Here is a 20754-nt window from a genome sequence, read left to right as displayed (position 1 = left end):
CGGGGCGATTCAAGGGCAGGATTCAAGTAGTATACAAATAGACAGACCTACGAGTGGATGCTGTAGGGGCTGAGTGGAGAGACCTGGATCAGGTGGCCCCATCTTGCGCGCGATATTCCATGGGCGCCATACCGTATTGGCGTTTGAAGGCTCGGGAAAAGTGCGCCGAGTCAGCGAATCCCCATTTATGGGCAATGGCGGTTATCGGCAGACGGTGCAACATCGGCTCGCATAGATCTATCGCACTCCGGTGCAGGCGTTGCCGCTGTATGTAACGACAGACGCTTTCGTTCTGGGCCTCGAATATGCGATGCAGTTGCCGCACGGAAATGCCGAAGCGCTGTGCGATGTATTCTGGCCTCAAGTTTTCATCGGCGAGCGACTGCATAATGAGTCGTTCGATGTGAAGCCTTGAGGGTACCGGTATGGTAGGTTCGTCGGTGCTCTGGAGCGCCGGAATCAGCAGTGCGACGATAGCTTCCTGCAGCGCCTGCCCCTCATGCATGGCTCCTACGGACACCGCATCGCCTGCTATCAGTTCCTGTACAAGGCTGCGCAATAGATGGGCGCAGTTGCTAATTCGCGCCAGTTTTCCGGAGCGTGGCACCTGTTGCGAGGAGGGGCGTCTCAGTATGTCCCGCGAGAGGTGGAAAGACGCTTGACTGAACAGTCCTTTGGGCCTCATCTCAAAGGCCGTAGCGGGATCGAGCAGGGCCATGTCCCCAGGTTCGAGCAGGATCGTCTGTTGCTCGATCTCAATGTACATCTGTCCCGAACGTTGTAAGACCAGAAAGCAATGGCGGTCATCCGTGTGCGTTGCGTTGACAAGGGGACGTCGGATCGAGCCTGCGTTGCACCTGATATGTGCGATCGTTAGGCTGCCAAGATCGCGCTGGCTTATCTCACCGATGAAAAGATTCTCCCTGTCTGAGGGTCGGGTAAGGAATTCGCCACAAATCGAGCTTACGGCGAAGTTCCATTGTTCGAAGGCTTCAGTGCTCTGCCTGTTCATGGCCATTCCCCACTGTGCTCCGGGTGGGCCTGTTCGACGCGTTAGGGTGCAATGAAAAGAGGCTCTTTCCCGAAAACGGCTTCTGGATGGGCCGCCTCCCCTGCGCTCAGAGAGTTCGGGGTGCCGCGCGAGCCTTGAGCTTGGCAATCCGCTCGACCGGCATAAGATTGGCGACGATGCTAAGGGCTGTTTGTCGCGTCTCTTCCGATGCCAATTCCGGGCGACCAGTGCCGTATGGCGGCTCGGGGGCGTATTCGAAAATCAATTCCGCCAGTTGGCCGTGTGTGTTGTCGACCAAGTGCCCGAGCATGGTCAGGCCGAAATCAATGCCGGCCGTCATGCCACCACCCGTGGCGCGGTTGCGGTCGATGACTACGCGATCTGCCACTGGCTTCGCCCCGAAGTGGGCTAGATATTCGCGGGTGTACCAGTAGGCCGCGGCCTTGTAGCCGTGCAGCAGGCCCGACGCACCCAACAGCAGGGAGCCGTTGCACACGCTTGTGATCCAACCTGCGCGGGTGCCTCGGTCGGCGAGGAAGTCCAGAATACGCGGGTTTTCGAGCTGGTCGAACAGAGCCAGGGTGTTTCCGGGAACAAAAAGAATATCTGGATCTTTCCAGGCATCCGAGAAACTATGGGAAGCTACCACCGGCACACCTGCATCGGAGGCAATCTCACCTTTTTGCTGCCACACGACTTGCGCTTGGAACTCTGGCAAAAGAGAAAATGCCTGCATCGGACCGGCAAGGTCAATGAATGTGAAACCTGGGAATACGACCGCTTGAACCTTCATGGTGTGATCTCGAGAAAATGAGTTTCCGGGGAGGGGGCGGCTCACTGTTAACCGGGAGTCGCCGCGTTGTTGAACAGATCGCGATGCATCAGCCATCGGCCACCTATCCGCTTCCACAACACCATGTACTTCCCACGTCCGGCTTCCACGCGTTGCCCAGGGGCTAATTCGGCAAAGAGCACGTAATTTCCGATTTCCACTGCGGTCTCGCCAAATCCTTCGACCTCTAGTGTCTGGAAACTGCCGGCTACGATTCCCTGCTGAAGTGTCGATTCGAAGAACGCGGCAATTTCATCGCGCCCGGAGAACGTCGGCGCTTGGTTGGGAGTCAGTTGAGCGTCCTCCGTATACAGTGCGGTGAATTTGTGAACATCGCCGGAGGCGAGGGCCTCGGCGAGCGAGTTTTCAGCTGCCTGGATTTCGGATATAAGAGTCAAGTTGCTGTCCTTTTGTTGAGATGTTCGCAATTCCCCAGTGGACCAACCCTTTTCGGTTTGGAGCCAGAGATAAGGGTGTGTACTGGACACGCGGCCTCCCGGCACGCTGTGACCTGATTCTTATGCATTACTGGATATCGCGAAATGACAAAAACCCATCAGTTGCTGCCAATCGCGCGCAGCCAATTCGTCCTGATACTCGCCTTTGACGGAGTGACCCTGACCGATATCGCGGGCCCTAGCGATGTGTTCCAGATCGCCAGCGAGTATCTGCCATGGGCCCGGCCTGCCACCTATCGAATCGTCGTGGCCTCCGTCCATGGTGGCCGGGTGCGAACCTCCTGCGGTATTGCAATCGCCACCGAACCGCTGGACTCGATCGATATCAGCTCGGTAGACACCTTACTGGTGCCGGGAGGCGGGCCTCCTTCCGATCCTCCCCTCCCTGAAGGCCTCATTGAATGGTTGCGCCTTTTCGGTGGGCGGGCCCGCCGGGTCTGTGCCATCTGCACGGGCGCTTTCATCGTCGCAGAAGCCGGCCTGGCGGATGGGAAGCGCATGACCTCCCACTGGAAGGCGAATCCGGTGCTTGCTACTCGTTATCCGGCAGCGCGGATCGAGGACAGTCCAATCTTTGTCCGCGATGGCACGATCTGGAGTTGTGCAGGGTTCAGTGCCGGGATTGATCTGGCCTTGTCGCTGCTGGAGGACGACTGGGGGTACAACGCGGCAATCGAAGTGGCGCGCCTGGTGGTGGTATTCCTAAAGCGCCCCGGTGACCAGCCTCAGCAGTCGCAGTCCCTTGCAGTTCAGTACGCAGGGGATGCTGACTTCGGCAAGCTACATGCTTGGATGCTCTGCAATCTTTCCAGTGATCTAAGCGTGGAGGCACTGGCTAGGCGCTCGGGCATGTCAACGCGGACGTTCGCCAGGCGTTATGTTGAGAAGGTGGGGCGAACCCCTGCGAAGACTGTCGAGCTCTTTCGTGTGGAAGCCGCCGCCCGACGTATCTGCGAAACGGATGCGTCCTTGAAGCAAATAGCGCGTGATTGCGGATTCGGCGACGAACAGCAATTGCGACGCTCCTACATCCGCCGCTTCGGCAGTTTGCCGAGCCAGTGCGTTAGGGAGGGTCTTGATTGACCCATTGAGTGCCCACCTGCGGTAGCGGGCTCGATCTAGGGACACTTATATGGACGCCTCCCGGAGCTCAATAGGTAGGCATGCTGGCGTATAGGTAGGAGCAGTCTTATATCCGGCCTGTTGTGCAGGCCGGAAACCTACTGGCCCTGATGGAATCCGCTGACGAAGCCCTCATCTGAAGATCGAGCTGCAGGCATTGCCCTTGGCCCGTAAGCGTCCGCCGAACTCACCTTGCGTGATTCAGCCAGGTACCCACTGATGCGGCAACAGTTGGCCGATCTCAATCGCCCGCTGCGTCGGCAGGCGTGTCAGCACGTCCTTGAGATAGGCATACGGATCATGCCCATTCATCCGCGCCGACTGGATCAGGCTCATGATCGCCGCCGCTCGTTTGCCGCTGCGTAGCGACCCGGCAAACAACCAGTTCGAGCGCCCAAGTGCCCATGGCCGGATCTGGTTCTCGACCTGGTTATTGTCGATGGGCACAGCTCCATCTTCCAGGTAGCGCGTCAGCGCTACCCAGCGTTTTAGGCTGTAATCCAAGGCTTTCGCCGTGGCCGATCCGTTGGGCACAAGATCACGCTGGGCCAGCATCCAGTCATGCAGCGTATCGAGGATCGGTGAGGCTTTGTCCTGCCGTATTCGCCGGCGTTCTTCATTGCTCATGTCCCGTGCTTGCCGTTCGATTTCGTACAAGCCGCCAATCGCGTGCAGTGCCTGTTCGGCCAACTGGCTTTTGTTTGCAGCGTGAAGATCGAAGAACTTGCGGCGGGCGTGGGCCATGCAGCCAATTTCGGTGATGCCTTGCTCGAAGCTGGCCTTGTAGCCCGCGAAGTCGTCGCAGACCAGCTTCCCATTCCACTGACCCAGAAAATTGCGCGCATGCTCGCCGGCACGGCTGGGGCTGAAGTCGTACACCACGGCCTTCAGGTTGGCGAACGGCGTGGTGCTGTAGGCCCAGACGTAAGCCCGATGGGTTTTCTTCTCGCCCGGCGCGAGCATTTGCACCGGGGTTTCATCAGCATGGATCACGCGTTGGGCCAGCACGGCTTCGCGCAGGGCATCGACCAGCGGCTGGAGCTGCACGCCGGTTTGTCCGACCCACTGCGCCAGTGTCGAGCGGGCGATGGCCAGGCCGGCACGGCCAAAGATTTTCTCCTGCCGGTACAGCGGCAGGTGGTCGGCGAATTTGGCCACCATCACGTGAGCCAGGAGGCCGGCGGTGGGGATGCCCTTGTCGATCACTTGGGCCGGCACGGGTGCCTGGATCAGGGTTTCGCACTGGCGACAGGCCCATTTGCCACGCACGTGCTGCTCAACGGTGAACACGCCCGGCGTGTAATCCAGCTTTTCGCTGACGTCTTCACCGATGCGTTGCAGCTGGCAGCCGCAGGCGCACTGGGTGTTCTCCGGCTCGTGACGAATCACGGTGCGCGGAAATTGCGCTGGCAGCGGTGTGCGCTTGGGTTGTTGGCGCGGTTCGGCTGGAGCAACTGGGAGATTGACGGCTTTCAGCTCCGCCTCGATGGCGGCGATGTCGGTGTCGAGCAGGTCATCAAGCAGGCTGCCCTGGTCAGGGCTCAGTTGCTCGCTGCGCTTGGCGAACTTGTTCCGCTTGTACCAGGCGATTTCATGGGTGAGCTGCACGATGATTGTTTGATCGCGGTGGATCTTTTTGCCCATCACATCGACCTGCGTGAGCAACTGCGCGGCCAGTTCGCGCAGTTGCTCAGGTGTCAGTTGATCGAGATTGGGGGAGGAATTCATGCCGCTGATTGTGCCAGAGCAGGCGGTCAGCGCAGATACACCGATGGGCTAATGGCCGGTACTACAGCACTGTGATTGCGCCGGCTGCACCTACGCGCTGCCAGGGCAAACCCAGAACCAACGCCTGAAGTTGCTCGGCGTCGAGTTCGACTTCCGAACCGTGGCGGATGCCTGGCCAGTGAAACTTGCCCTGGTTTAACCGCCGCGCGGCCAGCCAGATCCCCACGCCGTCATGCACCAGGACTTTCATGCGGTTGGCGCGGCGATTGGCGAAGAGATAAGCGCAGTGCGGCTTCGCCGCACCGAACACGGACACCACACGCGCCAACGCGGTATCGGTACCGGCACGCATGTCCATCGGCTCGGTGGCGAGCCAGATAGTATCGATGCGGATCACTGGGCGAGCCCACGGATAAAACGGGCGCATCCTTCAGGATCGGAGGCTGGCCATTTCACCGTGACCGATTGCTCGCCAAGCGGTAGCTCGATAATCACCGCTGCTTCAGCCGGTCGTTTGGGCGTAACCCTCGCTGGAACGAACGCCGGCAACGCAGCTGGCAGTTGATCTCGATAAAGCGGTAGCCACTTGCGAATGACGTTGGCGTTGATACCGTGGCGAATGGCAATGCTGGATACGCTCGCACCGGGTTGCAGGTACTCCTGAACAACCTGGGCCTTGAACGGCTTGGGGTAAGAGCTTCGTTGGCGCATGGAAATCCCGGCGATAAGGGCTATCGCGTCCGCTTAAAAATACGCGGACACCATCGCCCTTAATGCGGGAGTTCGGAAGGTGACTTGGCTGGACGCTTACGTATGAACAAGCCACTCGACCGCCTCATCAAGATCGAGGAAGTACTAGAGCAAGTAGGGTGCGGCCGCTCCAAGCTCTATGACATGATCCAGCTAGAGGAATTTCCGGCACCGGTGAAGCTTGGCCGATACTCCCGCTGGTCACAGATCGAAGTACAAGGCTGGATTGAGCAGATGAAGCAAAGTAGGGCGGCCTGAGCCGCCCTACTTCAGTTACCAGCAGCCAGGACGAAGTCCTGCCACCATTGCATCAGCTCTCGTCTCTCCTGCAGATATTCAGCGTGGTTGTATGCTGCCTTCGTCTTGTTTCCCTCGGCCTCAGCCCTGGGAACATCAGATCACCACCTCCTGTGATGCCCTTCAGCTCTCGCAGCAATTCAACAGCCCTTGACGGTAGCGGTACCAGATGCCGCCGCCCCTTCTTCATTAGCTTGGCCGGGATATCCCAGAGCCCCGCATCAAGGTCGACATGCTCCCACCGCCCCCGGCGAATCTCTACTGTGCGAAGAAAGAGCAGCTGTAGCAGCTCAAGCGCGATAGTGTTCGTGCGAAAACCGCCGTAGGACTGCAGACCCTCCCGAAATCTGGCGATATCGGCGATGGACATAGGTTGGCTATGCTGAATCGGCTTGCGCACGAATGCGCCATACAGCGCGGCTGCGGGATCCGCATCGGCGCGTAGCGTCCGCACAGCGAAACGGAACATCTGGGAGAGCCAGTTGCACAGAGCAATCGCATAGAACGTAGCACCTCTGCTCTCCATTCGCCGCAAACACTCCAATAGCTGAGCTGCTGTGACTTCTCGAACCGGCAGGCGGCCGACATAGGGGAACAGGTTCTTAGTGAACGCCCTGGTCAGTTGGTTGCGATAGCTCTCGCTGACGTTGCTCTTGGTCGCGATCCATTCCAAGGCAACCACCTTGAAAGAGGACTGACTCTCAAGCTGCTGCTTTACGTGAATGATCTTTATTTTACTCATAAGCTATTGATTTTTATGATATAAATTAGACGATTGCTCCAATCGATACCCGCTTCTATACCCGCTTTTTCCATGGCTGTATTTTCTGCACCAAACACCACGACAACCATTCATCAGCCGACGAAAGGTAGCCATACATCATGCCCTGTATCGCTATTCAGAGGCCAGCAGCCATCAAGACTTGTGGCAAAAAGCGACTCATCACGCCGTTTACTACCGCCCGATTTCGACGGCACGAAGGCCGGGCGCAACGAGCTGGTCATCAATCAGCCCGCCACGCTAGCACAGGTCAAACGGGACCTTGACCGTGGAGAAAGCTTCCAGAAACGTTATACCTGCTATCGCTGCGCACGGCGCCAGGATGAACAGTCGTGGGTTATCGTTCAAGCAACTGAATAGGCAAGCTGGACAACCAGGCATTCCATTCGATGCTGTCGGCCAAATACGGTGGCCACACTTTCTCCACCGATTACCAGGCGATGTACAGCGACCATGGTTTTGCCTGGGTATTCGCCAACGTCAGCCCGCTGAGCAATGAAGTACTGACCTATTCGTTCGACTCCGTCGGCGAACGCTCCTGGCAGGTGCGTTACGACTACAACTACGCCGCCCTGAGCGTACCTGGCCTGACGGCCATGGTGCGCTACGTCAAGGGTGACGACGTCGACCTCGCTAGCCGCGGCGAAGGCCGTGAATGGGAGCGCGATACCGATATCGGCTACGCCATCCAGAGTGATGCGCTAAAAAACCTCGGCATCCTGGTGCGCAACTCTACCGTTCGCTCCAACTATCGCTCCGACGTCAACGAGAGCGCCTGATCCTAAACTACAGCCTCGCGCTGTTCTGAGCGGCCCGAGTCCAACGCACATGACGCCCTGCAGAAACCGGCTTGCCTTCCGGCACGCCAGTTTCTGCCGCTGCTGGCGCCTCTCTCGCCCCCCCAGGACAACCTACCCATGTCCCGCACGACCTTCGCCGCATCGCTCCTCTGCCTCGGCGGCCTGCTCGGCGTCGCCGCCCTGCAACTGGCCAGTCCCTGGCTGCTCGCCCTGGCCTTGGCCTGCAACGGCATCGCCGGGTGGCTCTATCACACAAAGCCCGCCCGGCTAATCGAAATCGAGGTGGCCGTTCCTGCCCCACCTGTCGTCGCCCCCGCCCCCGCGCCGCTCCCAGCGCCCGTGACCGCAACGCCCCTGCCGCTGGACGAGCTGCTGGACTTCCTGAGCCAGCTCAGCGAGGCCATCGCCGCGAGCGAAACCGATATGCAGCAGGCCAACACCCAGGCCCGTCAGGCGGGAGAGAACCTGCAACTGAGCACCCTCAATATCCAGAATTCGCGCGACTCCATCGACGCATTGGCCAATTGCATGGACCACATCACCGAGGTATTCAACGACCTCGGCGAGCAGTCACAACGAATCGGCGCCATAGTCGGCAGCATTCAGGAAATCGCCAAGCAGACCAACCTGCTGGCCCTCAAAGCGGCTATTGAGGCAGCACGCGCAGGGGAGCAAGGCCGCGGCTTCGCCGTAGTCGCCGACGAGGTGCATCACTAGGCACATCGCGCCAACGAGGCCAGCAAACAGATCCGCCAGATCGTCGGCGGTCTGCAGCAGGCATCGGGCAACGCCAGCAGCAGCCTGCAACAGGTGGACCAGTCCGCCCGCGTCGGGCGGGAGCAGTCCGACGTCGCTCTGCAGGCACTGGCCGAGATGAAGGCCGTTGCCACCGCACGCTACGCCATCGTCCAGCGCATCATGCAACGCCTGGACAAGAAGCAGCGCATCGCCGGGCAACTGCAGCAGTTACTAGTCAACTAGCGCCCCGGCACAACGCCGCTTTGCCTATTCACCGATATCCATAAGTTGCAGTACAGCATCGTGCAGCGGCGCCCCCGGCTGCCCCGGCTCTAGCACCACGTCGAAATGGTTCTTCTGCGGCGTCTCGACGAAGCGGCCAGGCAAGCCGCATTCGCGCCAGGCCGTCAGATATGCCTGGCTCTGGCGGGCAAACTCGGCGGTTTCCAGCGCACCGTGGCTGACCACCAGTTCACCGGCACTCTGTGGCAGGTTGAACAGGGGGCTGTTGCGCTGGGCAGCGTCAGCATCCAGGCTCATCCAGCCGTTGATGTGGGTTGACAGCAATGGGTGCAGATCGAACAGATCACTGATCGACAGAGAACCACGCAGCACGTCGTCCGGCACGCCGTAATCGGCTTGCCAGCCGCCGGCCAGCAGTATGCCCACCAGGTGCCCCCCCGCGCTGAACTGCCGCTGGCGAACAGACGCTGGGGATCGCCGCCGAAGTCGGCAATATTGCCGTGCTGCCAGGCCAAGGCACGACGACACTGGTCAACGATATGATCGAGGGTCACCGCAGGGGCCAGATCGTAGTCGAGCACCACCACACAGCCCCCCGCCGCCGTCAGCTCCGACGCCATAAAGGCGAGTCTGCCTTGGACAGGGCCCGCCAATAACCACCGTGGATGAATAGCAGTACCGGCGCGCCCGAGCGGCTGGCCGGAAAGATATCCAGTCGCTCGACGCCGCCCGGGCCGTAGGCCACATCCTTGAAACAGAGCAGGCCGGCATGCGCCTGGTCGCTCAGGGCGCGGTAAAGACGCGGGTACTGGTCGACGTCGTCGACGCTGGCACGAGCGTTGTACTGCTGGTCGTAATAGGCCGCCAGAGCGGCGGATTCGCTGAGATTCGTCATCGCAGTGTCCTGTTAGCAGGCGAAACATTAGGCGGCATTCATCAACGCCTCTCAATCCCCATAGTCAGCGAGTACTATCCGTCGATTTCGTCAGCGCCGCCCAGATGCACAGGCACAAAAAAACCGGCCCAGGGCCGGCTCGAAGTCAGGGCGGCACGCCGCCCCTGACGGTAGCGGGTTTACTGCCGCACGCGCGGACGCGCGCTGCGCTGCTCGGCTTCCGGTGCTGCGGCCTTCTGCAGCTGGAAGTCGAAGTTAATCTCGGCAAAGCGCCCCGTTACGCCTCGAGCCCCGGCCGCCTCGGCGTCCTCGACGAAGCGAATATCGCCGACCAGGCCCTCGCGGGTGGCGTAGGCGAAGTCGTCCCACAGGTACTGGTCGCCGGCCAGGTTGATCTGGGTGGTCAGGTGGCGATGGCCCGGCGCCGAGACGAAGAAGTGGATATGCGCCGGACGCTGGCCGTGGCGACCGAGCAGGTCGAGGCATTCCTGGGTCGGCCCCTGCGGGTCGCAGCCGTAGCCGCTGGGCACGATGCTGCGCGCGCGGTAGCGGCCCTCGCTGTCGGTGACGATGCGCCGGCGCAGGTTGTAGTCGCTCTGGCTCTGGTCGAAGTAGGAGTAGTTGCCCTTGGTGTTGGCGTGCCACAGATCGACCACCGCACCGGCTAGCGGTTTGCCCTGGGTGTCGCGCACCACGCCTTCGAGGAACATCACCGTGGCCACGCCGTCTTCCGAGCCGTCGTCCATCCGCACCTGGCCCTCGGCCAGCGGCGCACCGGCCACGTACAGCGGACCCTCGATGGTGCGCGGGGTGCCGCCGGAGAGGCCGGCCTGGGCGTCCTTGGCGTCCTGCAGCAGGTCGAGGAAGTGTTCCAGGCCCAGGCCCGGCACCAGCAAACCGAACTCGCTGCGCGCGCCCAGGCGGTTGAGGTAGTCGACGGCAGTCCAGAATTCGTCGTCGGTCACTTGCAGGTCTTCGATGATCTTCGCCGCGTCGCCGACGATGCGCAGCATCAGCTGCTTGAGGCGCGGGCTGCCCTGCTCGTTGTTGAGGCCGCAGGCCTCGCGAAACAGGTTCTGCACGTCTTGGGTGTGGGAGATTTTCACGGTCATGGTGGCGTACCTCGTTGTTGTTCTGGGGATCAGCGGTCGTCGGCATGGATCGACGAGGGATGCCGACACAGCGGCGTGACCTCAATGTCCATGTAGGGGAACAGCGGTAGTTGCATCAGGGTGTCGTGCAGCGCCTCGACGCTTTCCACATCGAACAGGCTGTAGTTGGCGTAGTGCCCGGCGATGCGCCACAGGTGGCGCCACTTACCCTCGCGCATCAGGCGCTGGGCCAGTTCCTTCTCCTCGGCCTTGATCTGAGCGGCACGCGCCGGGTCCATATCGGCCGGCAGCTTCACGGTCATCTTCACGTGGAACAGCATGGGGTCGTTCTCCTCTTACTTACGACGGAAGAACGCCAGGCGCTCTTCGTCCAGGCTCAGGCCGAGGCCTGGGGTGCGCGGTACGTGCAACTGGAAGTCGCGATAGACCGGCGCCTCGCTGACGATCTCCTCGGTCAGCAGCAGCGGGCCGAACAGCTCGGTGCCCCAGGTCAGCTGGTGCAGGGTGACGAAGGCGTGAGCCGAGGCCAGGGTGCCGATGGCGCCTTCGAGCATGGTCCCGCCGTACAGGGCAATGCCGGCCGCCTCGGCGATCTGCGCGGTGCGCAGCACGGCGCGCGGGCCGCCGTTCTTGGCGATCTTCAGGGCGAACACCGAGGCGGCGCCGTCGGCCGCCAGGCTAAAGGCGTCTTCCACGCTCTCGATGGATTCGTCGGCCATGATCGGCGCCGGGCTGCGCTGGTTCAGGCGCACTTGCCCGGCGCGATTGATACGCGAGATCGGCTGCTCGATCAGGTCGATGCCGTTGTCGCCCAACACCTGGCAGGCGCGGATGGCCTGGGATTCGTCCCAGCCCTGGTTGACGTCGACGCGCACGCTGGCACGCTCACCCAGCGCCCGCTTGATAGCGATCACATGCTGCAGATCGCGGCTGACCTCATTGGCACCAATTTTCAGCTTGAAGATGCGGTGGCGGCGCAGATCGAGCATCTGCTCGGCTTCGGCTATGTCCTTGGCGGTATCACCGCTGGCCAAGGTCCAGGCCACTTCCAGGCCGTCGCGCACGCGGCCGCCGAGCAGCTCGCTAACCGCCAGGCCCAGGCGCTTGCCCTGGGCGTCGAGCAGCGCGCTCTCGATGCCCGACTTGGCGAAAGTGTTGCCCTTGGCCGCCTTGTCCAGGCGCTGCATGCAGGCATTGATATTGGTGGCGTCCTGGCCGACCAGCAGCGGGCCGAGGTAGCTGTCGATGTTCTGCTTGATGCTCTCCGGGCTTTCGTTGCCGTAGGCCAGGCCGCCGATGGTAGTGGACTCGCCCAGGCCTTCGATGCCGTCGGTGCAACGCAGGCGGATCACCACCAGCGTCTGGTGCTGCATGGTGTGCATGGCCAGCTTGTGCGGGCGAATGGTCGGCAGATCGACGATGATCGCCTCGATGCTTTCGATCAGGACTTGGCTCACTTCAATACCCATCAGGTTTACTTCATCTGGCCCTGGATATTGTCCAGCACAAACACAGGCGTCCAATATAGAGTTTGTCTAGCTCGATACCCTCTGGGTATCGTTAACCCGACAGAACCCAATGCCCTGGAGGCCCCATGGAGCTTCGCCACCTGCGCTATTTCCAGGCGCTCGCGGAAACCCTTAACTTCACCCGCGCCGCCGAGCGCCTGCATATCGCCCAGCCGCCACTGAGCCGGCAAATCCAGCAACTGGAGGAAGAGCTGGGTGTGGCCCTGCTGGAGCGCGGCCGCCCACTGCGTCTGACCGAGGCCGGACGGTTCTTCCATGAACACTCCAGCACCCTGCTCGAACAGCTGGCCAAGGTTTGTGCCAATACCCGGCGTATCGGCTCCGGCGAGAAAGCCTGGCTGGGTATCGGCTTCGCTCCCTCCACTCTCTACGGCGTGCTGCCGGAGCTGATCCGCCGCCTGCGTAGCGACGCCGGGCTGGAGCTGGGCCTGTCGGAAATGACCACCCTGCAGCAGGTCGAGTCGCTCAAGGCCGGGCGTATCGATATCGGTTTCGGCCGCATCCACATCGACGATCCGGCGATCCAGCAGCAGGTACTGACCCTCGACCCACTGGTGGCCGTCCTGCCCACCGGGCACCCGCTGCTGGCCGGCCCGGTCGGCCTCGCCGAACTGGCCCGCGAACCCTTCGTGCTCTACCCCGGCAACCCGCGGCCGAGCTACGCCGACCATGTGCTGGCGCTGTTCGACAGCCATGGCCTGCAGATCCGTGTGGCGCAGTGGACCAACGAACTGCAGACCGCCATCGGCCTGGTGGCCGCCGGCATCGGCATCACCCTGGTACCGGCCTCGGTGCAGGTACTGCATCGCGCCGACATCGGCTACACCTCGCTGCGCGAAAGCAACGCCACCTCACCCATCATCATCAGCCGCCGCGCCGGTGACTCCTCCCCGGCGCTGAGCCATTGCCTGACGCTGATCGAGGTGCTGTCGCAAGGCCAGCAGGACTAACCCGCCTGGGCCGGTGGATGCCGATGCATCCTCCGGCCGAATAAAAAAGGCCCGCAAGGAGTGCAACGGGCTTAAGGCAAACATGAAAAAGGTCACCAGGGCCTACTGCAGCGGCGAGAACGCCGCCGGCAGGTAGATGGTGGAGTGCATCTCGCGCAACTGCGGGCCGGAGTTTTCCGGCGGCCAGACACCGTCCACCACCGCCCGGGTACGCACATCCAGGCGTTGCTCCAAACTGGCGTAGGGCCAAATGTGCAGGTAGCGCGGCGTACGCCCGTCCGTGGCGTAGAAGGCTGCGTAGACCTGGGAGTAACGCTCCCCGGTCCGAGGGCCAACGGCCTTCTTCCATCCCACCAGGGTGGGCGTCAGGCCGGAAGGGATCAGGTTGTACTCGCGCAGTTCATAGAAGGGGCCGTGATTGCCCGACGTCAGGGGCTCGAGGAAGGGAAAGAGACTGTAGTTCTCCACCTTCATGTCGAGCATGAACTCTTCGATAGCGAAGGCGTCCTGGGCCAGGAGCACGCGCTCGCGCTCGGCTTGGCGTGCCGCCTCGTCGCTGAAACCCCGCAGTACGGCGACTTGGTTCAGGGGACCGATTTCCGAGTACCAGCAGCCCACCAGGGTGCAACCGGGCACCGTTTCGGCGAGCGTCCGCTCCAGGCGCGCCAGGGCGACTGCTGGGCTACGTACCTGCAGGGTGAAGGTGATGAGTTCATAGAGTCGCATCGTTGCCTCACTGATTGCCCCTGAACGGACCGCCCTTGAGGACGGCCCCATGCGGGTCAGAACTTGAAGGTGTAGGTGGTGATCAGGCGGTTTTCCTTGTAATCCGGCCCGGATGCGCCGCCGTTGCCGTAGCGGGTCTTGACGTCGATATGGCGCCACTCGAAACCCAGGTTCTTGAAGGTGCCGGACTGCACCACGTAACCGAGGTTGAAGTTGAACTCGCTCTCCACGTTCTGATCCAGGGCGTTGTCGCCACGGTCGATGCCGCTGCCGCGCATATAGCGAGTCATCATCCTCAGCCCGGGCACGCCGTAGCTGGCGAAGTCGAGGTCGTAGCGCAATTGCCAGGAGCTCTCGTTGGGCTTGACGAAAGCCACCGTCGACCAGTTCACCAGGTAGGGCTGCGGTGCATAGCCGTTGAGCGTTGGAAAGGTGCTGTCGCCAAGCATGCGCTGGTAGCCGACGGAAACCGCGTGAGCGCCCTTGCTCAATTTGCTGAGGACGCCATAGGAGTGGTTGTCGATGGCGCCGTAGAGCGCGTCGCCGTCTTCGTTGTTATCGAAGTAGCGCAGATCGGTCTTCAAAGCGTAGCCGTTGCCCAGATCGGCGTTATGGGCGAGGCCGAAGTAGTGCTGCTGGTAGATGTCCTCCAACTGTCCATAGAAATAGGTGGCAGACAGACTGGGGCTGAGGGCGTAGCTGGCACCGGCAAAGTTCAGTCCATCACTGGTACGGCGCGGACCGTTGGGGCCGGTGAACAGATACATCTTCTCGCGGTTGGAAGACTCACGACTGCTGATCTCGGTAAAGCGCCCGCCGGTAAGGGTCAAGCCTTCCACTTCGCGCGACTCCAGCAAAAGGCCGTGATAGGTGGTGATCAACTGGCGGGAGTCGTCGAAGAACGCCACCGGCAGCATCGGGCGGTGTTCGCCCACCTTCAGTTCGGTTTTGGAGTAACGCATCTTGCCGGTCAGAGCGGCACGGCCATAGTCGCGCACCTGCTCACCCTTGCTGTCGTCGTAGGGAATAATAGAATCCGGACCACGGCCACCGCCGCCATCGAGGCGATAGGCATATTGCGCGGACAGGTCCAGACCGAACTGCAACGTGCCCTCGGTATAACCGGAAACGGCACGAAAGTCGAAACCCTGAGTCCAACTGCCGATGCGCGACTTCGGGGCATCATCCTGTTTAAAATCGCGGTCGATATAGAAGTTACGCAGCCCCAGGCTGATTTGCCGATCCTCCACAAAGTCCGCTTGAGCGGACATCGGCACGAACACGCTGATCAGGCTCACAGCGCTTACAGCGCAGGCCATAAAATTTTTATAGAACATAGGGTTGATCCTTTGTCACTTGTGCAAGGCACAATCAGTGGAAACAGACTAATGAGCAGGAAGTACAACTTCGGCAGTTAATCCGCAGTCTTGTTTTTATAACCACTTACTGCAAAAAAGATCGTGGCAATCCCGTCACCCGAAGATTATGGGCACCCTCGATTTATATTTATTCTTACTACCAGCTACTGAATGAACGAAAACGTCATCCAGTATTCCGAAAAAGTTCGGAATTATTTTTCGACACTGCTAGTTCGGCTGTACGACGCTCGACCAGAACCTAGGGTCAGCCTCCGCGGGCTGGGCAGAGCGAAGCCCTGCCCCCCTGGCACAAGGCGGCGAATCAGCAGGCCGAGCGCGACGCATCCCCCAAGCGATGGTAGGCGCGGTTGAAATACATCAGGCCTTCCTGGCTCTTGCCGTGACGGATGGCCAGCACCTCGCAGTAGAAGATGGTGTGGGATCCCACCTCATGAGCCTGGGCGATGCGGCAGTCGAAGTTCACCAGGGCATCGTCCAAAAGCGGCGCACCGCTTTCCAAGGTGCTCCAGCAGGCCTGAGCGAAACGTTCATCGGAGCCCAGCTCGCGATTGGCGAATACGCCGGAAATGCCCTTCAGCTCGGCGCTCAGCACGTTCACGCTGAGCACGCCGTTCTGCTTGAAGTGGCCGTTGGCGAACGACGAGCGGTTCATGCATACCAGCAGCGTCGGCGGCTGGTCGGTGACGCTGCACACCGCCGAGGCGGTGAAACCCCAGCGACCGGCGGTGCCATCGGTGGTGATCACGGAAACGGCGCCGCCCAGCAGCGCCATGGCATTACGAAATCCTGTGGTATCGACCATGGTCTTGCCCTCGCCTCTCAGATATCCAGCACCAGTTTTTGTGACTTGGCCCGCGAACAGCAGACCAGGATCTGGTCGTTGGCGGCCTTCTCGTCATCGGTCAGGTAGACGTCGCGGTGATCCGGCTCACCCTCCAGCACGTCGCACAGGCAGGTACCGCAGACGCCCTGCTCGCAGGAGATTTCGATCTTGATGCCGACCCCGGCCAGGGCGTCGACGATGCTCTGCCCATCGGCCACCTGCACGGTCTTGCCGCTGCGCTGAGCGACCACTTCGAAGCCTGCGCCACTGGCGTCTACTTCCACCTGGAAGTACTCGCGGTGGATGTGCTCCTCGGCGTAGCCGGCCTTGCGCGCCTCGCTGATCACCCAGTCCATGAACCCGGCCGGGCCGCAGACATAGACATGCACGCCCGCGTCCGGCTGGCCGAGCACGGCGGGCAGATCGAGCTTCTGCGCATCGTCCTCGTCGTCGAAGTGAGTACGAACGCAGGCGGCGAAGTCGGCCACGGCCAGCTCGTCGAGGAACGCGGTGCGACTGCGCGAACGGCCGCAGTAGTGCAGTTCGAAGGGACTGTCCTGGGCGGTCAGTTGGTGGGCCATGGCGATCATCGGAGTGACGCCGATACCGCCGCCGATCAGGATCGACCGAGTGGCATCGCAGGACAGAGGGAACAGGTTGCGCGGCGTACCGACATCGACGCAGGCGCCCTCGGTGAGCTGCTCGTGAACGGCCACCGAGCCACCGCGGGACGCGGGGTCACGCAGGACGCCCAGTCGGTAGACCGCAGCGTTGGCCGGATCACCGCACAGCGAATACTGGCGCACCAGGCCGGCCTTGAGGTGGATATCCACATGGGCGCCGGCTTCGAACGCCGGCAGGGGTTTGCCCGCCGGGTCGGCGAGGTCGAGGATCACCACGCCCTCGCCCTGCTCCACCCGCTTGCGGACCACCAGGTTCAACACTTGCTCACTCATACCGGCCTTCCCGCACCTTTCGAGGTGCTGCTTGTTCTCGTTGGTTGGTACCGACCGCGCGGCACGTACGCGCGGCCCTGCTTCGTCACATGTGGCGCCATCAGCGCATGTACAGGCCGCCGTTCACATCCCAGGTCGCCCCGGTGGTGAAATAGGCTTCCGGGCGCGCCAGCTGCACCACCAGGTCACCGAGGAAGTCCGCATCGCCCAGGCGCTTGACCGGGATATTGGCGAGCAACCCCTCCATGCGCTCCGCCGGCACCGCCGCACGCACGGCGGGGGATTCGATCGGCCCCGGCGCGATGGCATTCACCGTGACGCCGCTGGCCGCCAGCTCCTTGGCGAAGACCTTGGTCAGGGTGACGATGGCGCCCTTGGACGCGGCGTAGTGCGCGCCCGTAGCGGTGCCACCGTTCTGCCCAGCCAGGGAGGCCATATTGACGATCCGCCCATAGCCGGCCGCCGCCATGTGTGCGCCGAACACCTGGCAACCGACAAAGATGCTGCGGGTGTTGAGGCTCAGGACGCGGTCGAATTCCTCGGGGCTGATCTGCATCACCGGCGTGGTCAGGGTCATGGCCGCACTGTTCACCGCCACATGCAGCGCACCGAAGCGTGCCAGCACCGCTTGCAGCGCGGCCTCGAAGTCGGCCTTGCTGGAAACGTCGAGCCGCAGCGCCAGGCAGCGCTCGCCGCTGGGGTCGAGTCGATCGGCGGCGGCCTGGGCGGCTGCCAGCGACAAGTCCGTGAGCGCCACCGCGTAGCCGGCGGCGAACAGCCGGCTTGCGATCGCTAGGCCCAGCCCTTGGGCGGCTCCGGTAACCAGAGCTACTTGGGTCATGGCCGGCGCCTCAGAGGATGTAACCGATACCCGCCAGGGTGTCGGTGGAGTTAATCAGCTGAATCAGCTTGCGCTGGATCTTGAAGCACTCGCCGTCGCGCTTGAGCTGGAAGGTGATGTCGGCGGTGTAGTGCTTGAGCACGTCCTTGCGGAACTCCCGCAGGTTCTGTGCGCAGCGCACGGTAACCACGCCGTCTTCCTCGCCCAACACGCGGAAACGCGACAGGGCACGCACAGTGCGGGCACGCGGGCTGGTGGAGATGGACTCGCCGCCGATCAGGCGCTGCACACGCAGTTGGCGCATGTGGTGGTCGTCGTAGGCGTAGTTGAGGGTGTTCTCGAAGTCGGTCTCGTTGGGGTCGATGGGGATGATGTAGGTACCCTTGTCGGCCCAGAGATCGAGCCAGGCGTCGAAATCGCCGTGGTCGAGCATATCCGCTTCCTGCCAGATGAAAGCGCTGACGTGGTTGAGCAATTCAAGATTCATGGTGGTTCTCTCAAATAGTGCGTTGCTTGGCGGTATCGCTCTTCTCACTGCAGGGGAAGGGCGCGCGCAGCGTCGGGTGGGGTCAGGCCGACATCATCTTTTTCCACTGCTGATAGGCCGCGCGCATGCCGGTCTCGGCGCTCACGTCGCTGATCAGGCCGTCCTCGCTCGGTTTCTCGCCGGGCAGGCCGCGGTTGAGCATGATCCACAGGGCGCTGCCGGCCTGGGCGCCCTTCTGCACGCGCTCCCAGGCCTCGGAGTCGTCCGGGGTGCCGAAGCCCATGGGGCCCTGGAAGTGTTCGTGCAGGCGCAGGCGGTAACGGTTGGCCACGGCCGGGCCGCCGTCCATGGTGATCACTGCGTGGTGGATCTCGGTCTCGTTCACCGAGATCGGTTGCAGCACGCGGAAGAAGGCCATGGAGCAGGCGACGTTGGGGAACAGGTTGAGGTTGAAGCCGGAGCCACCGACGGCGCGAACGATGCGGCGCACCTGCTCTTCCTCGATGCCCTCGGCGCGCAGTTCCTCGGCCAGGGCCTCGAAGCGCTCGGGGATCGGCTTGTCCAGATCAGCTTCCAGGTCCACCAGGTCGGGGATCATCACCATCACGCTGTGACCGTTGCCGAGGTCTTCGACATAGCCCGGCCCTTTGACGAAGTCGAAGAGCTCCAGGGTCTGCTCGTCCACCGAGGACAGGAAGGACTTGTGCACCAGTGGGAAGTGATAGGCGTCGGTGGTGTTTTCCAGCTGGATCTTCCAGTTGCCGGGGAAGCGGAAACGGTGCTCGCCGGAAACCTTCACGCCGTAACCGGCTCCCTGCTTCATGAACAGGTCGATCCACTTCTTCGCCGGGCCGAGGAAGTCCACCAGCGGCTCGATGTCGTCCTTGAAGGTGGCGAAGATCATGCCGCTGTATTGCTCGACACGCAGGCTCACCAGCGGCAGCTCGCCCTTGTCCAGGCAGTCGGCGTAGCTCTCCGGGTGCGGCACGCCGCGCAGGCTGCCGTCGAGGGCGTAACTCCAGCCGTGGTAGGGGCAGACGAAGCTGTTGGTCTTGCCCTTCTTGTGCTCGCAGACGGTGGCGCCACGGTGGCGGCAGCGGTTGAGCAGCACATGCACGTCCTTCTTGCGGTCACGCACCACGATCACCGGCTGCTTGCCGACGTAGGTGCTCTTGTAGCTGCCGGCCTCGGGAATCTCGCTGGCATGGGCGACCCAGATCCAGGTGCTGTAGAACACCTTCTCCAGCTCTTCGTCGAACAGGCGGGCGTCGGTGTAGAGGGAGGTGTGCACGCGGTCGTGCAGCACCAGGTCGGCCGGCGAGCTGGCCAGGTTTACGGTTTCGATCAGGTTGGTCACGGTCACTCCTCGTCGGCGCAGGGTGCCGACTCACAGAAATTGGTTCATTCGCCCGTCTTGCCCGGCACCGGCAGGTGCGCGGAGTCGTTCCAGGCATCCACCGGGCGGCTGAATAGGTTCTCGGTCTGGAAGTGCGCCATGCGCCAGGCGCCTTCCTCCTCGCGGAACTTCACCGTCAGGCGCGCCGCGTTGAGGTGCGAGGCGCCGCTGGCGAAGGTCGAGGTCTGCAACATCACCCAGCTGCCAGTGGCTTCCACACCCTCGACGCGGATCAGCTCCGAGCAGAGGAAGTGCACGTTCAAGGCGAAATGCGCCGGCTCCACCATGTAGGTGGCGAACATGGCGCGGATCGCTTCGCGGCCCTGGTAGCCACCAAAGTTCGTGGCGTACTTGGCGCCCTTGCCTTCCCAGACGGCATCGGCAGTGAACAGGCCGGCCAGCTCATCCAGGGGCGTGCGGGCGTCGAGGGCGTCGCACAGCTCCATATAGCGGTTCATGCAGGCGCGCACGGCGTGTTCGCTTTCCAGCTGGCGCAGGCGCAGTTCGAGTTGCTCGGTGGCCATGCTCATCACGCGCGCTGGATAACTAGTTCGCGGCCGGTACGGGCCTCGACCTTGGCGTAGCGCCACAGCTTGTACGTGCCTTCACCCACCGCCGTGGTGCGGAACAGGTTGCAGGCGGCGTGCACGGTTTCGATATCCGGCACGTCGGCCAGCAGGTAGGTGGTCCAGGGGTAGCCGATGGACGGGCCGACCATGCTCTGGTCGTCGTCCATATTGCCGAACACCTTTACGCCGGGCAGGTCGTGGATGCCGTTCCACATCGCGCTGAAGGCGGCCCACACCTGCAGTTGCTCCTCGCGCGGGGCGTCGAAGAAGTTCTGGTTGATTCCCATGCAGAACAGGACGCGCAGGGCTTTTTTCTCGCTCATCAAAGTC

The 20754-nt window shown here is 62.0% G+C and carries 25 protein-coding genes and 3 pseudogenes; 6 read left to right on the top strand and 22 right to left on the bottom strand.

The genetic code is table 11. The features are described 5' to 3' along the window. Window positions 1–88: 88 nt before the first annotated feature. From feaR to I0D00_RS06640, 3 genes are all read right to left on the bottom strand, one after another. Window positions 89–1012, bottom strand: coding sequence for a transcriptional regulator FeaR (gene feaR, locus I0D00_RS06650; RefSeq protein WP_246533184.1), 924 nt, complete (start codon window positions 1010–1012; stop codon window positions 89–91). A 106-nt stretch (window positions 1013–1118) separates the two neighbouring features. Further along, window positions 1119–1805: a DJ-1/PfpI family protein gene (locus tag I0D00_RS06645; protein ID WP_213638951.1), complete on the bottom strand. Its 687-nt coding sequence runs from the start codon at window positions 1803–1805 to the stop codon at window positions 1119–1121. Between the two features lie 47 nt (window positions 1806–1852). Continuing rightward, window positions 1853–2332: a YybH family protein gene (locus I0D00_RS06640; RefSeq protein WP_213638950.1), complete on the bottom strand. Its 480-nt coding sequence runs from the start codon at window positions 2330–2332 to the stop codon at window positions 1853–1855. A gap of 54 nt (window positions 2333–2386) precedes the next feature. On the opposite strand from I0D00_RS06640, the gene I0D00_RS06635 reads away from it, so the two are divergent. Beyond that, window positions 2387–3385 (top strand): GlxA family transcriptional regulator, encoded by a 999-nt coding sequence (locus tag I0D00_RS06635; protein WP_213638949.1) that lies wholly within the window; start codon window positions 2387–2389, stop codon window positions 3383–3385. Between the two features lie 240 nt (window positions 3386–3625). On the opposite strand, the gene tnpC is transcribed toward I0D00_RS06635, so the two are convergent. The 3 genes from tnpC to tnpA form a co-directional block, all read right to left on the bottom strand. Next, complete coding sequence (gene tnpC, locus I0D00_RS06630; protein WP_213638916.1) at window positions 3626–5152, bottom strand: IS66 family transposase; 1527 nt, start codon at window positions 5150–5152, stop codon at window positions 3626–3628. A 61-nt stretch (window positions 5153–5213) separates the two neighbouring features. Next, the gene (gene tnpB / locus I0D00_RS06625) at window positions 5214–5549 is read right to left on the bottom strand and encodes an IS66 family insertion sequence element accessory protein TnpB (RefSeq protein WP_338050395.1); all 336 of its coding nucleotides are present in this window, start codon (window positions 5547–5549) and stop codon (window positions 5214–5216) included. Then, complete coding sequence (tnpA, locus tag I0D00_RS06620) at window positions 5546–5863, bottom strand: IS66-like element accessory protein TnpA (RefSeq protein ID WP_213638918.1); 318 nt, start codon at window positions 5861–5863, stop codon at window positions 5546–5548. Before tnpA ends, tnpB begins: the two co-directional genes overlap by 4 nt. Before the next feature lie 102 nt (window positions 5864–5965). On the opposite strand from tnpA, the gene I0D00_RS06615 reads away from it, so the two are divergent. Next, on the top strand, window positions 5966–6160 hold the full coding sequence (locus tag I0D00_RS06615) for a helix-turn-helix transcriptional regulator (RefSeq protein WP_213638948.1): 195 nt from the start codon (window positions 5966–5968) through the stop codon (window positions 6158–6160). A 52-nt stretch (window positions 6161–6212) separates the two neighbouring features. On the opposite strand, the gene I0D00_RS06610 is transcribed toward I0D00_RS06615, so the two are convergent. Next, window positions 6213–6941: a tyrosine-type recombinase/integrase gene (locus tag I0D00_RS06610; RefSeq protein WP_246533183.1), complete on the bottom strand. Its 729-nt coding sequence runs from the start codon at window positions 6939–6941 to the stop codon at window positions 6213–6215. A 395-nt stretch (window positions 6942–7336) separates the two neighbouring features. Here I0D00_RS06610 and I0D00_RS06605 point away from each other — a divergent pair. The 3 genes and pseudogenes from I0D00_RS06605 to I0D00_RS06595 all read left to right on the top strand — a co-directional run. Then, window positions 7337–7788: pseudogene (locus tag I0D00_RS06605) on the top strand (OprD family outer membrane porin); the annotation flags it as partial. Between the two features lie 109 nt (window positions 7789–7897). Then, window positions 7898–8494 (top strand): annotated as a pseudogene (locus I0D00_RS21655) (methyl-accepting chemotaxis protein); the annotation flags it as partial. A 96-nt stretch (window positions 8495–8590) separates the two neighbouring features. Next, window positions 8591–8761, top strand: coding sequence for a hypothetical protein (locus I0D00_RS06595; protein WP_213638946.1), 171 nt, complete (start codon window positions 8591–8593; stop codon window positions 8759–8761). Between the two features lie 24 nt (window positions 8762–8785). On the opposite strand, the gene I0D00_RS21455 is transcribed toward I0D00_RS06595, so the two are convergent. The 6 genes and pseudogenes from I0D00_RS21455 to I0D00_RS06575 all read right to left on the bottom strand — a co-directional run bounded on the left by I0D00_RS21455 (window position 8786) and on the right by I0D00_RS06575 (window position 12225). After that, window positions 8786–9187 (bottom strand): hypothetical protein, encoded by a 402-nt coding sequence (locus I0D00_RS21455; RefSeq protein ID WP_246533281.1) that lies wholly within the window; start codon window positions 9185–9187, stop codon window positions 8786–8788. A 68-nt stretch (window positions 9188–9255) separates the two neighbouring features. After that, window positions 9256–9381: pseudogene (locus tag I0D00_RS21450) on the bottom strand (alpha/beta hydrolase); the annotation flags it as partial. Beyond that, on the bottom strand, window positions 9366–9656 hold the full coding sequence (locus tag I0D00_RS21445; RefSeq protein ID WP_246533182.1) for a hypothetical protein: 291 nt from the start codon (window positions 9654–9656) through the stop codon (window positions 9366–9368). The pseudogene I0D00_RS21450 and the gene I0D00_RS21445, both read right to left, overlap by 16 nt. A 179-nt stretch (window positions 9657–9835) precedes the next feature. Then, window positions 9836–10768 (bottom strand): catechol 1,2-dioxygenase, encoded by a 933-nt coding sequence (gene catA, locus I0D00_RS06585; RefSeq protein WP_213638945.1) that lies wholly within the window; start codon window positions 10766–10768, stop codon window positions 9836–9838. Window positions 10769–10797: 29 nt separating this feature from the next. Further along, window positions 10798–11088, bottom strand: a complete 291-nt coding sequence (gene catC / locus I0D00_RS06580) for a muconolactone Delta-isomerase (RefSeq protein WP_213638944.1) — start codon at window positions 11086–11088, stop codon at window positions 10798–10800. 15 nt (window positions 11089–11103) lie between these two features. After that, a complete protein-coding gene (locus I0D00_RS06575) occupies window positions 11104–12225 on the bottom strand; it encodes a muconate cycloisomerase family protein (protein WP_213640237.1) in 1122 nt (373 codons plus the stop codon). A 137-nt stretch (window positions 12226–12362) separates the two neighbouring features. Between I0D00_RS06575 and I0D00_RS06570 the strand changes: the two genes are divergently transcribed. After that, on the top strand, window positions 12363–13247 hold the full coding sequence (locus I0D00_RS06570) for a LysR family transcriptional regulator (RefSeq protein ID WP_213638943.1): 885 nt from the start codon (window positions 12363–12365) through the stop codon (window positions 13245–13247). A gap of 102 nt (window positions 13248–13349) precedes the next feature. Here the strand turns inward: I0D00_RS06570 and I0D00_RS06565 are convergent, their stop codons facing one another. The 9 genes from I0D00_RS06565 to I0D00_RS06525 all read right to left on the bottom strand — a co-directional run bounded on the left by I0D00_RS06565 (window position 13350) and on the right by I0D00_RS06525 (window position 20747). After that, window positions 13350–13973 (bottom strand): NIPSNAP family protein, encoded by a 624-nt coding sequence (locus tag I0D00_RS06565; RefSeq protein ID WP_213638942.1) that lies wholly within the window; start codon window positions 13971–13973, stop codon window positions 13350–13352. 56 nt (window positions 13974–14029) lie between these two features. Next, a complete protein-coding gene (locus I0D00_RS06560; protein WP_213638941.1) occupies window positions 14030–15310 on the bottom strand; it encodes an OprD family porin in 1281 nt (426 codons plus the stop codon). Window positions 15311–15653: 343 nt separating this feature from the next. Next, complete coding sequence (locus tag I0D00_RS06555; protein ID WP_213638940.1) at window positions 15654–16154, bottom strand: flavin reductase; 501 nt, start codon at window positions 16152–16154, stop codon at window positions 15654–15656. 17 nt (window positions 16155–16171) lie between these two features. Then, window positions 16172–17131, bottom strand: coding sequence for a PDR/VanB family oxidoreductase (locus tag I0D00_RS06550; RefSeq protein WP_213638939.1), 960 nt, complete (start codon window positions 17129–17131; stop codon window positions 16172–16174). A gap of 100 nt (window positions 17132–17231) precedes the next feature. Further along, on the bottom strand, window positions 17232–17972 hold the full coding sequence (locus I0D00_RS06545; protein WP_213638938.1) for an SDR family NAD(P)-dependent oxidoreductase: 741 nt from the start codon (window positions 17970–17972) through the stop codon (window positions 17232–17234). A gap of 10 nt (window positions 17973–17982) precedes the next feature. After that, the gene (locus I0D00_RS06540; RefSeq protein WP_213638937.1) at window positions 17983–18459 is read right to left on the bottom strand and encodes an aromatic-ring-hydroxylating dioxygenase subunit beta; all 477 of its coding nucleotides are present in this window, start codon (window positions 18457–18459) and stop codon (window positions 17983–17985) included. An 82-nt stretch (window positions 18460–18541) separates the two neighbouring features. Next, window positions 18542–19816: an aromatic ring-hydroxylating oxygenase subunit alpha gene (locus I0D00_RS06535; RefSeq protein WP_213638936.1), complete on the bottom strand. Its 1275-nt coding sequence runs from the start codon at window positions 19814–19816 to the stop codon at window positions 18542–18544. Between the two features lie 44 nt (window positions 19817–19860). Beyond that, a complete protein-coding gene (locus I0D00_RS06530; protein ID WP_420850800.1) occupies window positions 19861–20379 on the bottom strand; it encodes a nuclear transport factor 2 family protein in 519 nt (172 codons plus the stop codon). A 5-nt stretch (window positions 20380–20384) separates the two neighbouring features. Further along, window positions 20385–20747 carry an IacB protein gene (locus tag I0D00_RS06525; protein ID WP_213638934.1) on the bottom strand — a complete coding sequence of 121 codons (363 nt, stop codon included), beginning with the start codon at window positions 20745–20747 and terminating at the stop codon, window positions 20385–20387. Between the last annotated feature and the right edge of the window lie 7 nt (window positions 20748–20754).

This window comes from Pseudomonas lalucatii (assembly GCF_018398425.1).
GTDB lineage: Bacteria > Pseudomonadota > Gammaproteobacteria > Pseudomonadales > Pseudomonadaceae > Aquipseudomonas > Aquipseudomonas lalucatii.
This window is presented reverse-complemented; position numbering and strand designations above follow the sequence as displayed.

Excerpts from the sequence above, each read along its gene's own strand:
- feaR (WP_246533184.1), bottom strand. The coding sequence starts at position 1,012 with ATGAACAGGCAGAGCACTGAAGCCTTCGAACAATGGAACTTCGCCGTA.
- I0D00_RS06530 (WP_420850800.1), bottom strand. The coding sequence starts at position 20,379 with ATGGCCACCGAGCAACTCGAACTGCGCCTGCGCCAGCTGGAAAGCGAA.
- I0D00_RS06635 (WP_213638949.1), top strand. The coding sequence starts at position 2,387 with ATGACAAAAACCCATCAGTTGCTGCCAATCGCGCGCAGCCAATTCGTC.
- I0D00_RS06540 (WP_213638937.1), bottom strand. The coding sequence starts at position 18,459 with ATGAATCTTGAATTGCTCAACCACGTCAGCGCTTTCATCTGGCAGGAA.
- I0D00_RS06610 (WP_246533183.1), bottom strand. The coding sequence starts at position 6,941 with ATGAGTAAAATAAAGATCATTCACGTAAAGCAGCAGCTTGAGAGTCAG.
- I0D00_RS06550 (WP_213638939.1), bottom strand. The coding sequence starts at position 17,131 with ATGAGTGAGCAAGTGTTGAACCTGGTGGTCCGCAAGCGGGTGGAGCAG.
- I0D00_RS06615 (WP_213638948.1), top strand. The coding sequence starts at position 5,966 with ATGAACAAGCCACTCGACCGCCTCATCAAGATCGAGGAAGTACTAGAG.
- catC (WP_213638944.1), bottom strand. The coding sequence starts at position 11,088 with ATGCTGTTCCACGTGAAGATGACCGTGAAGCTGCCGGCCGATATGGAC.
- I0D00_RS06645 (WP_213638951.1), bottom strand. The coding sequence starts at position 1,805 with ATGAAGGTTCAAGCGGTCGTATTCCCAGGTTTCACATTCATTGACCTT.
- I0D00_RS06570 (WP_213638943.1), top strand. The coding sequence starts at position 12,363 with ATGGAGCTTCGCCACCTGCGCTATTTCCAGGCGCTCGCGGAAACCCTT.
- I0D00_RS06565 (WP_213638942.1), bottom strand. The coding sequence starts at position 13,973 with ATGCGACTCTATGAACTCATCACCTTCACCCTGCAGGTACGTAGCCCA.
- tnpA (WP_213638918.1), bottom strand. The coding sequence starts at position 5,863 with ATGCGCCAACGAAGCTCTTACCCCAAGCCGTTCAAGGCCCAGGTTGTT.
- I0D00_RS06525 (WP_213638934.1), bottom strand. The coding sequence starts at position 20,747 with ATGAGCGAGAAAAAAGCCCTGCGCGTCCTGTTCTGCATGGGAATCAAC.
- I0D00_RS21445 (WP_246533182.1), bottom strand. The coding sequence starts at position 9,656 with ATGACGAATCTCAGCGAATCCGCCGCTCTGGCGGCCTATTACGACCAG.
- tnpC (WP_213638916.1), bottom strand. The coding sequence starts at position 5,152 with ATGAATTCCTCCCCCAATCTCGATCAACTGACACCTGAGCAACTGCGC.
- I0D00_RS06555 (WP_213638940.1), bottom strand. The coding sequence starts at position 16,154 with ATGGTCGATACCACAGGATTTCGTAATGCCATGGCGCTGCTGGGCGGC.
- catA (WP_213638945.1), bottom strand. The coding sequence starts at position 10,768 with ATGACCGTGAAAATCTCCCACACCCAAGACGTGCAGAACCTGTTTCGC.
- I0D00_RS06545 (WP_213638938.1), bottom strand. The coding sequence starts at position 17,972 with ATGACCCAAGTAGCTCTGGTTACCGGAGCCGCCCAAGGGCTGGGCCTA.
- I0D00_RS06560 (WP_213638941.1), bottom strand. The coding sequence starts at position 15,310 with ATGTTCTATAAAAATTTTATGGCCTGCGCTGTAAGCGCTGTGAGCCTG.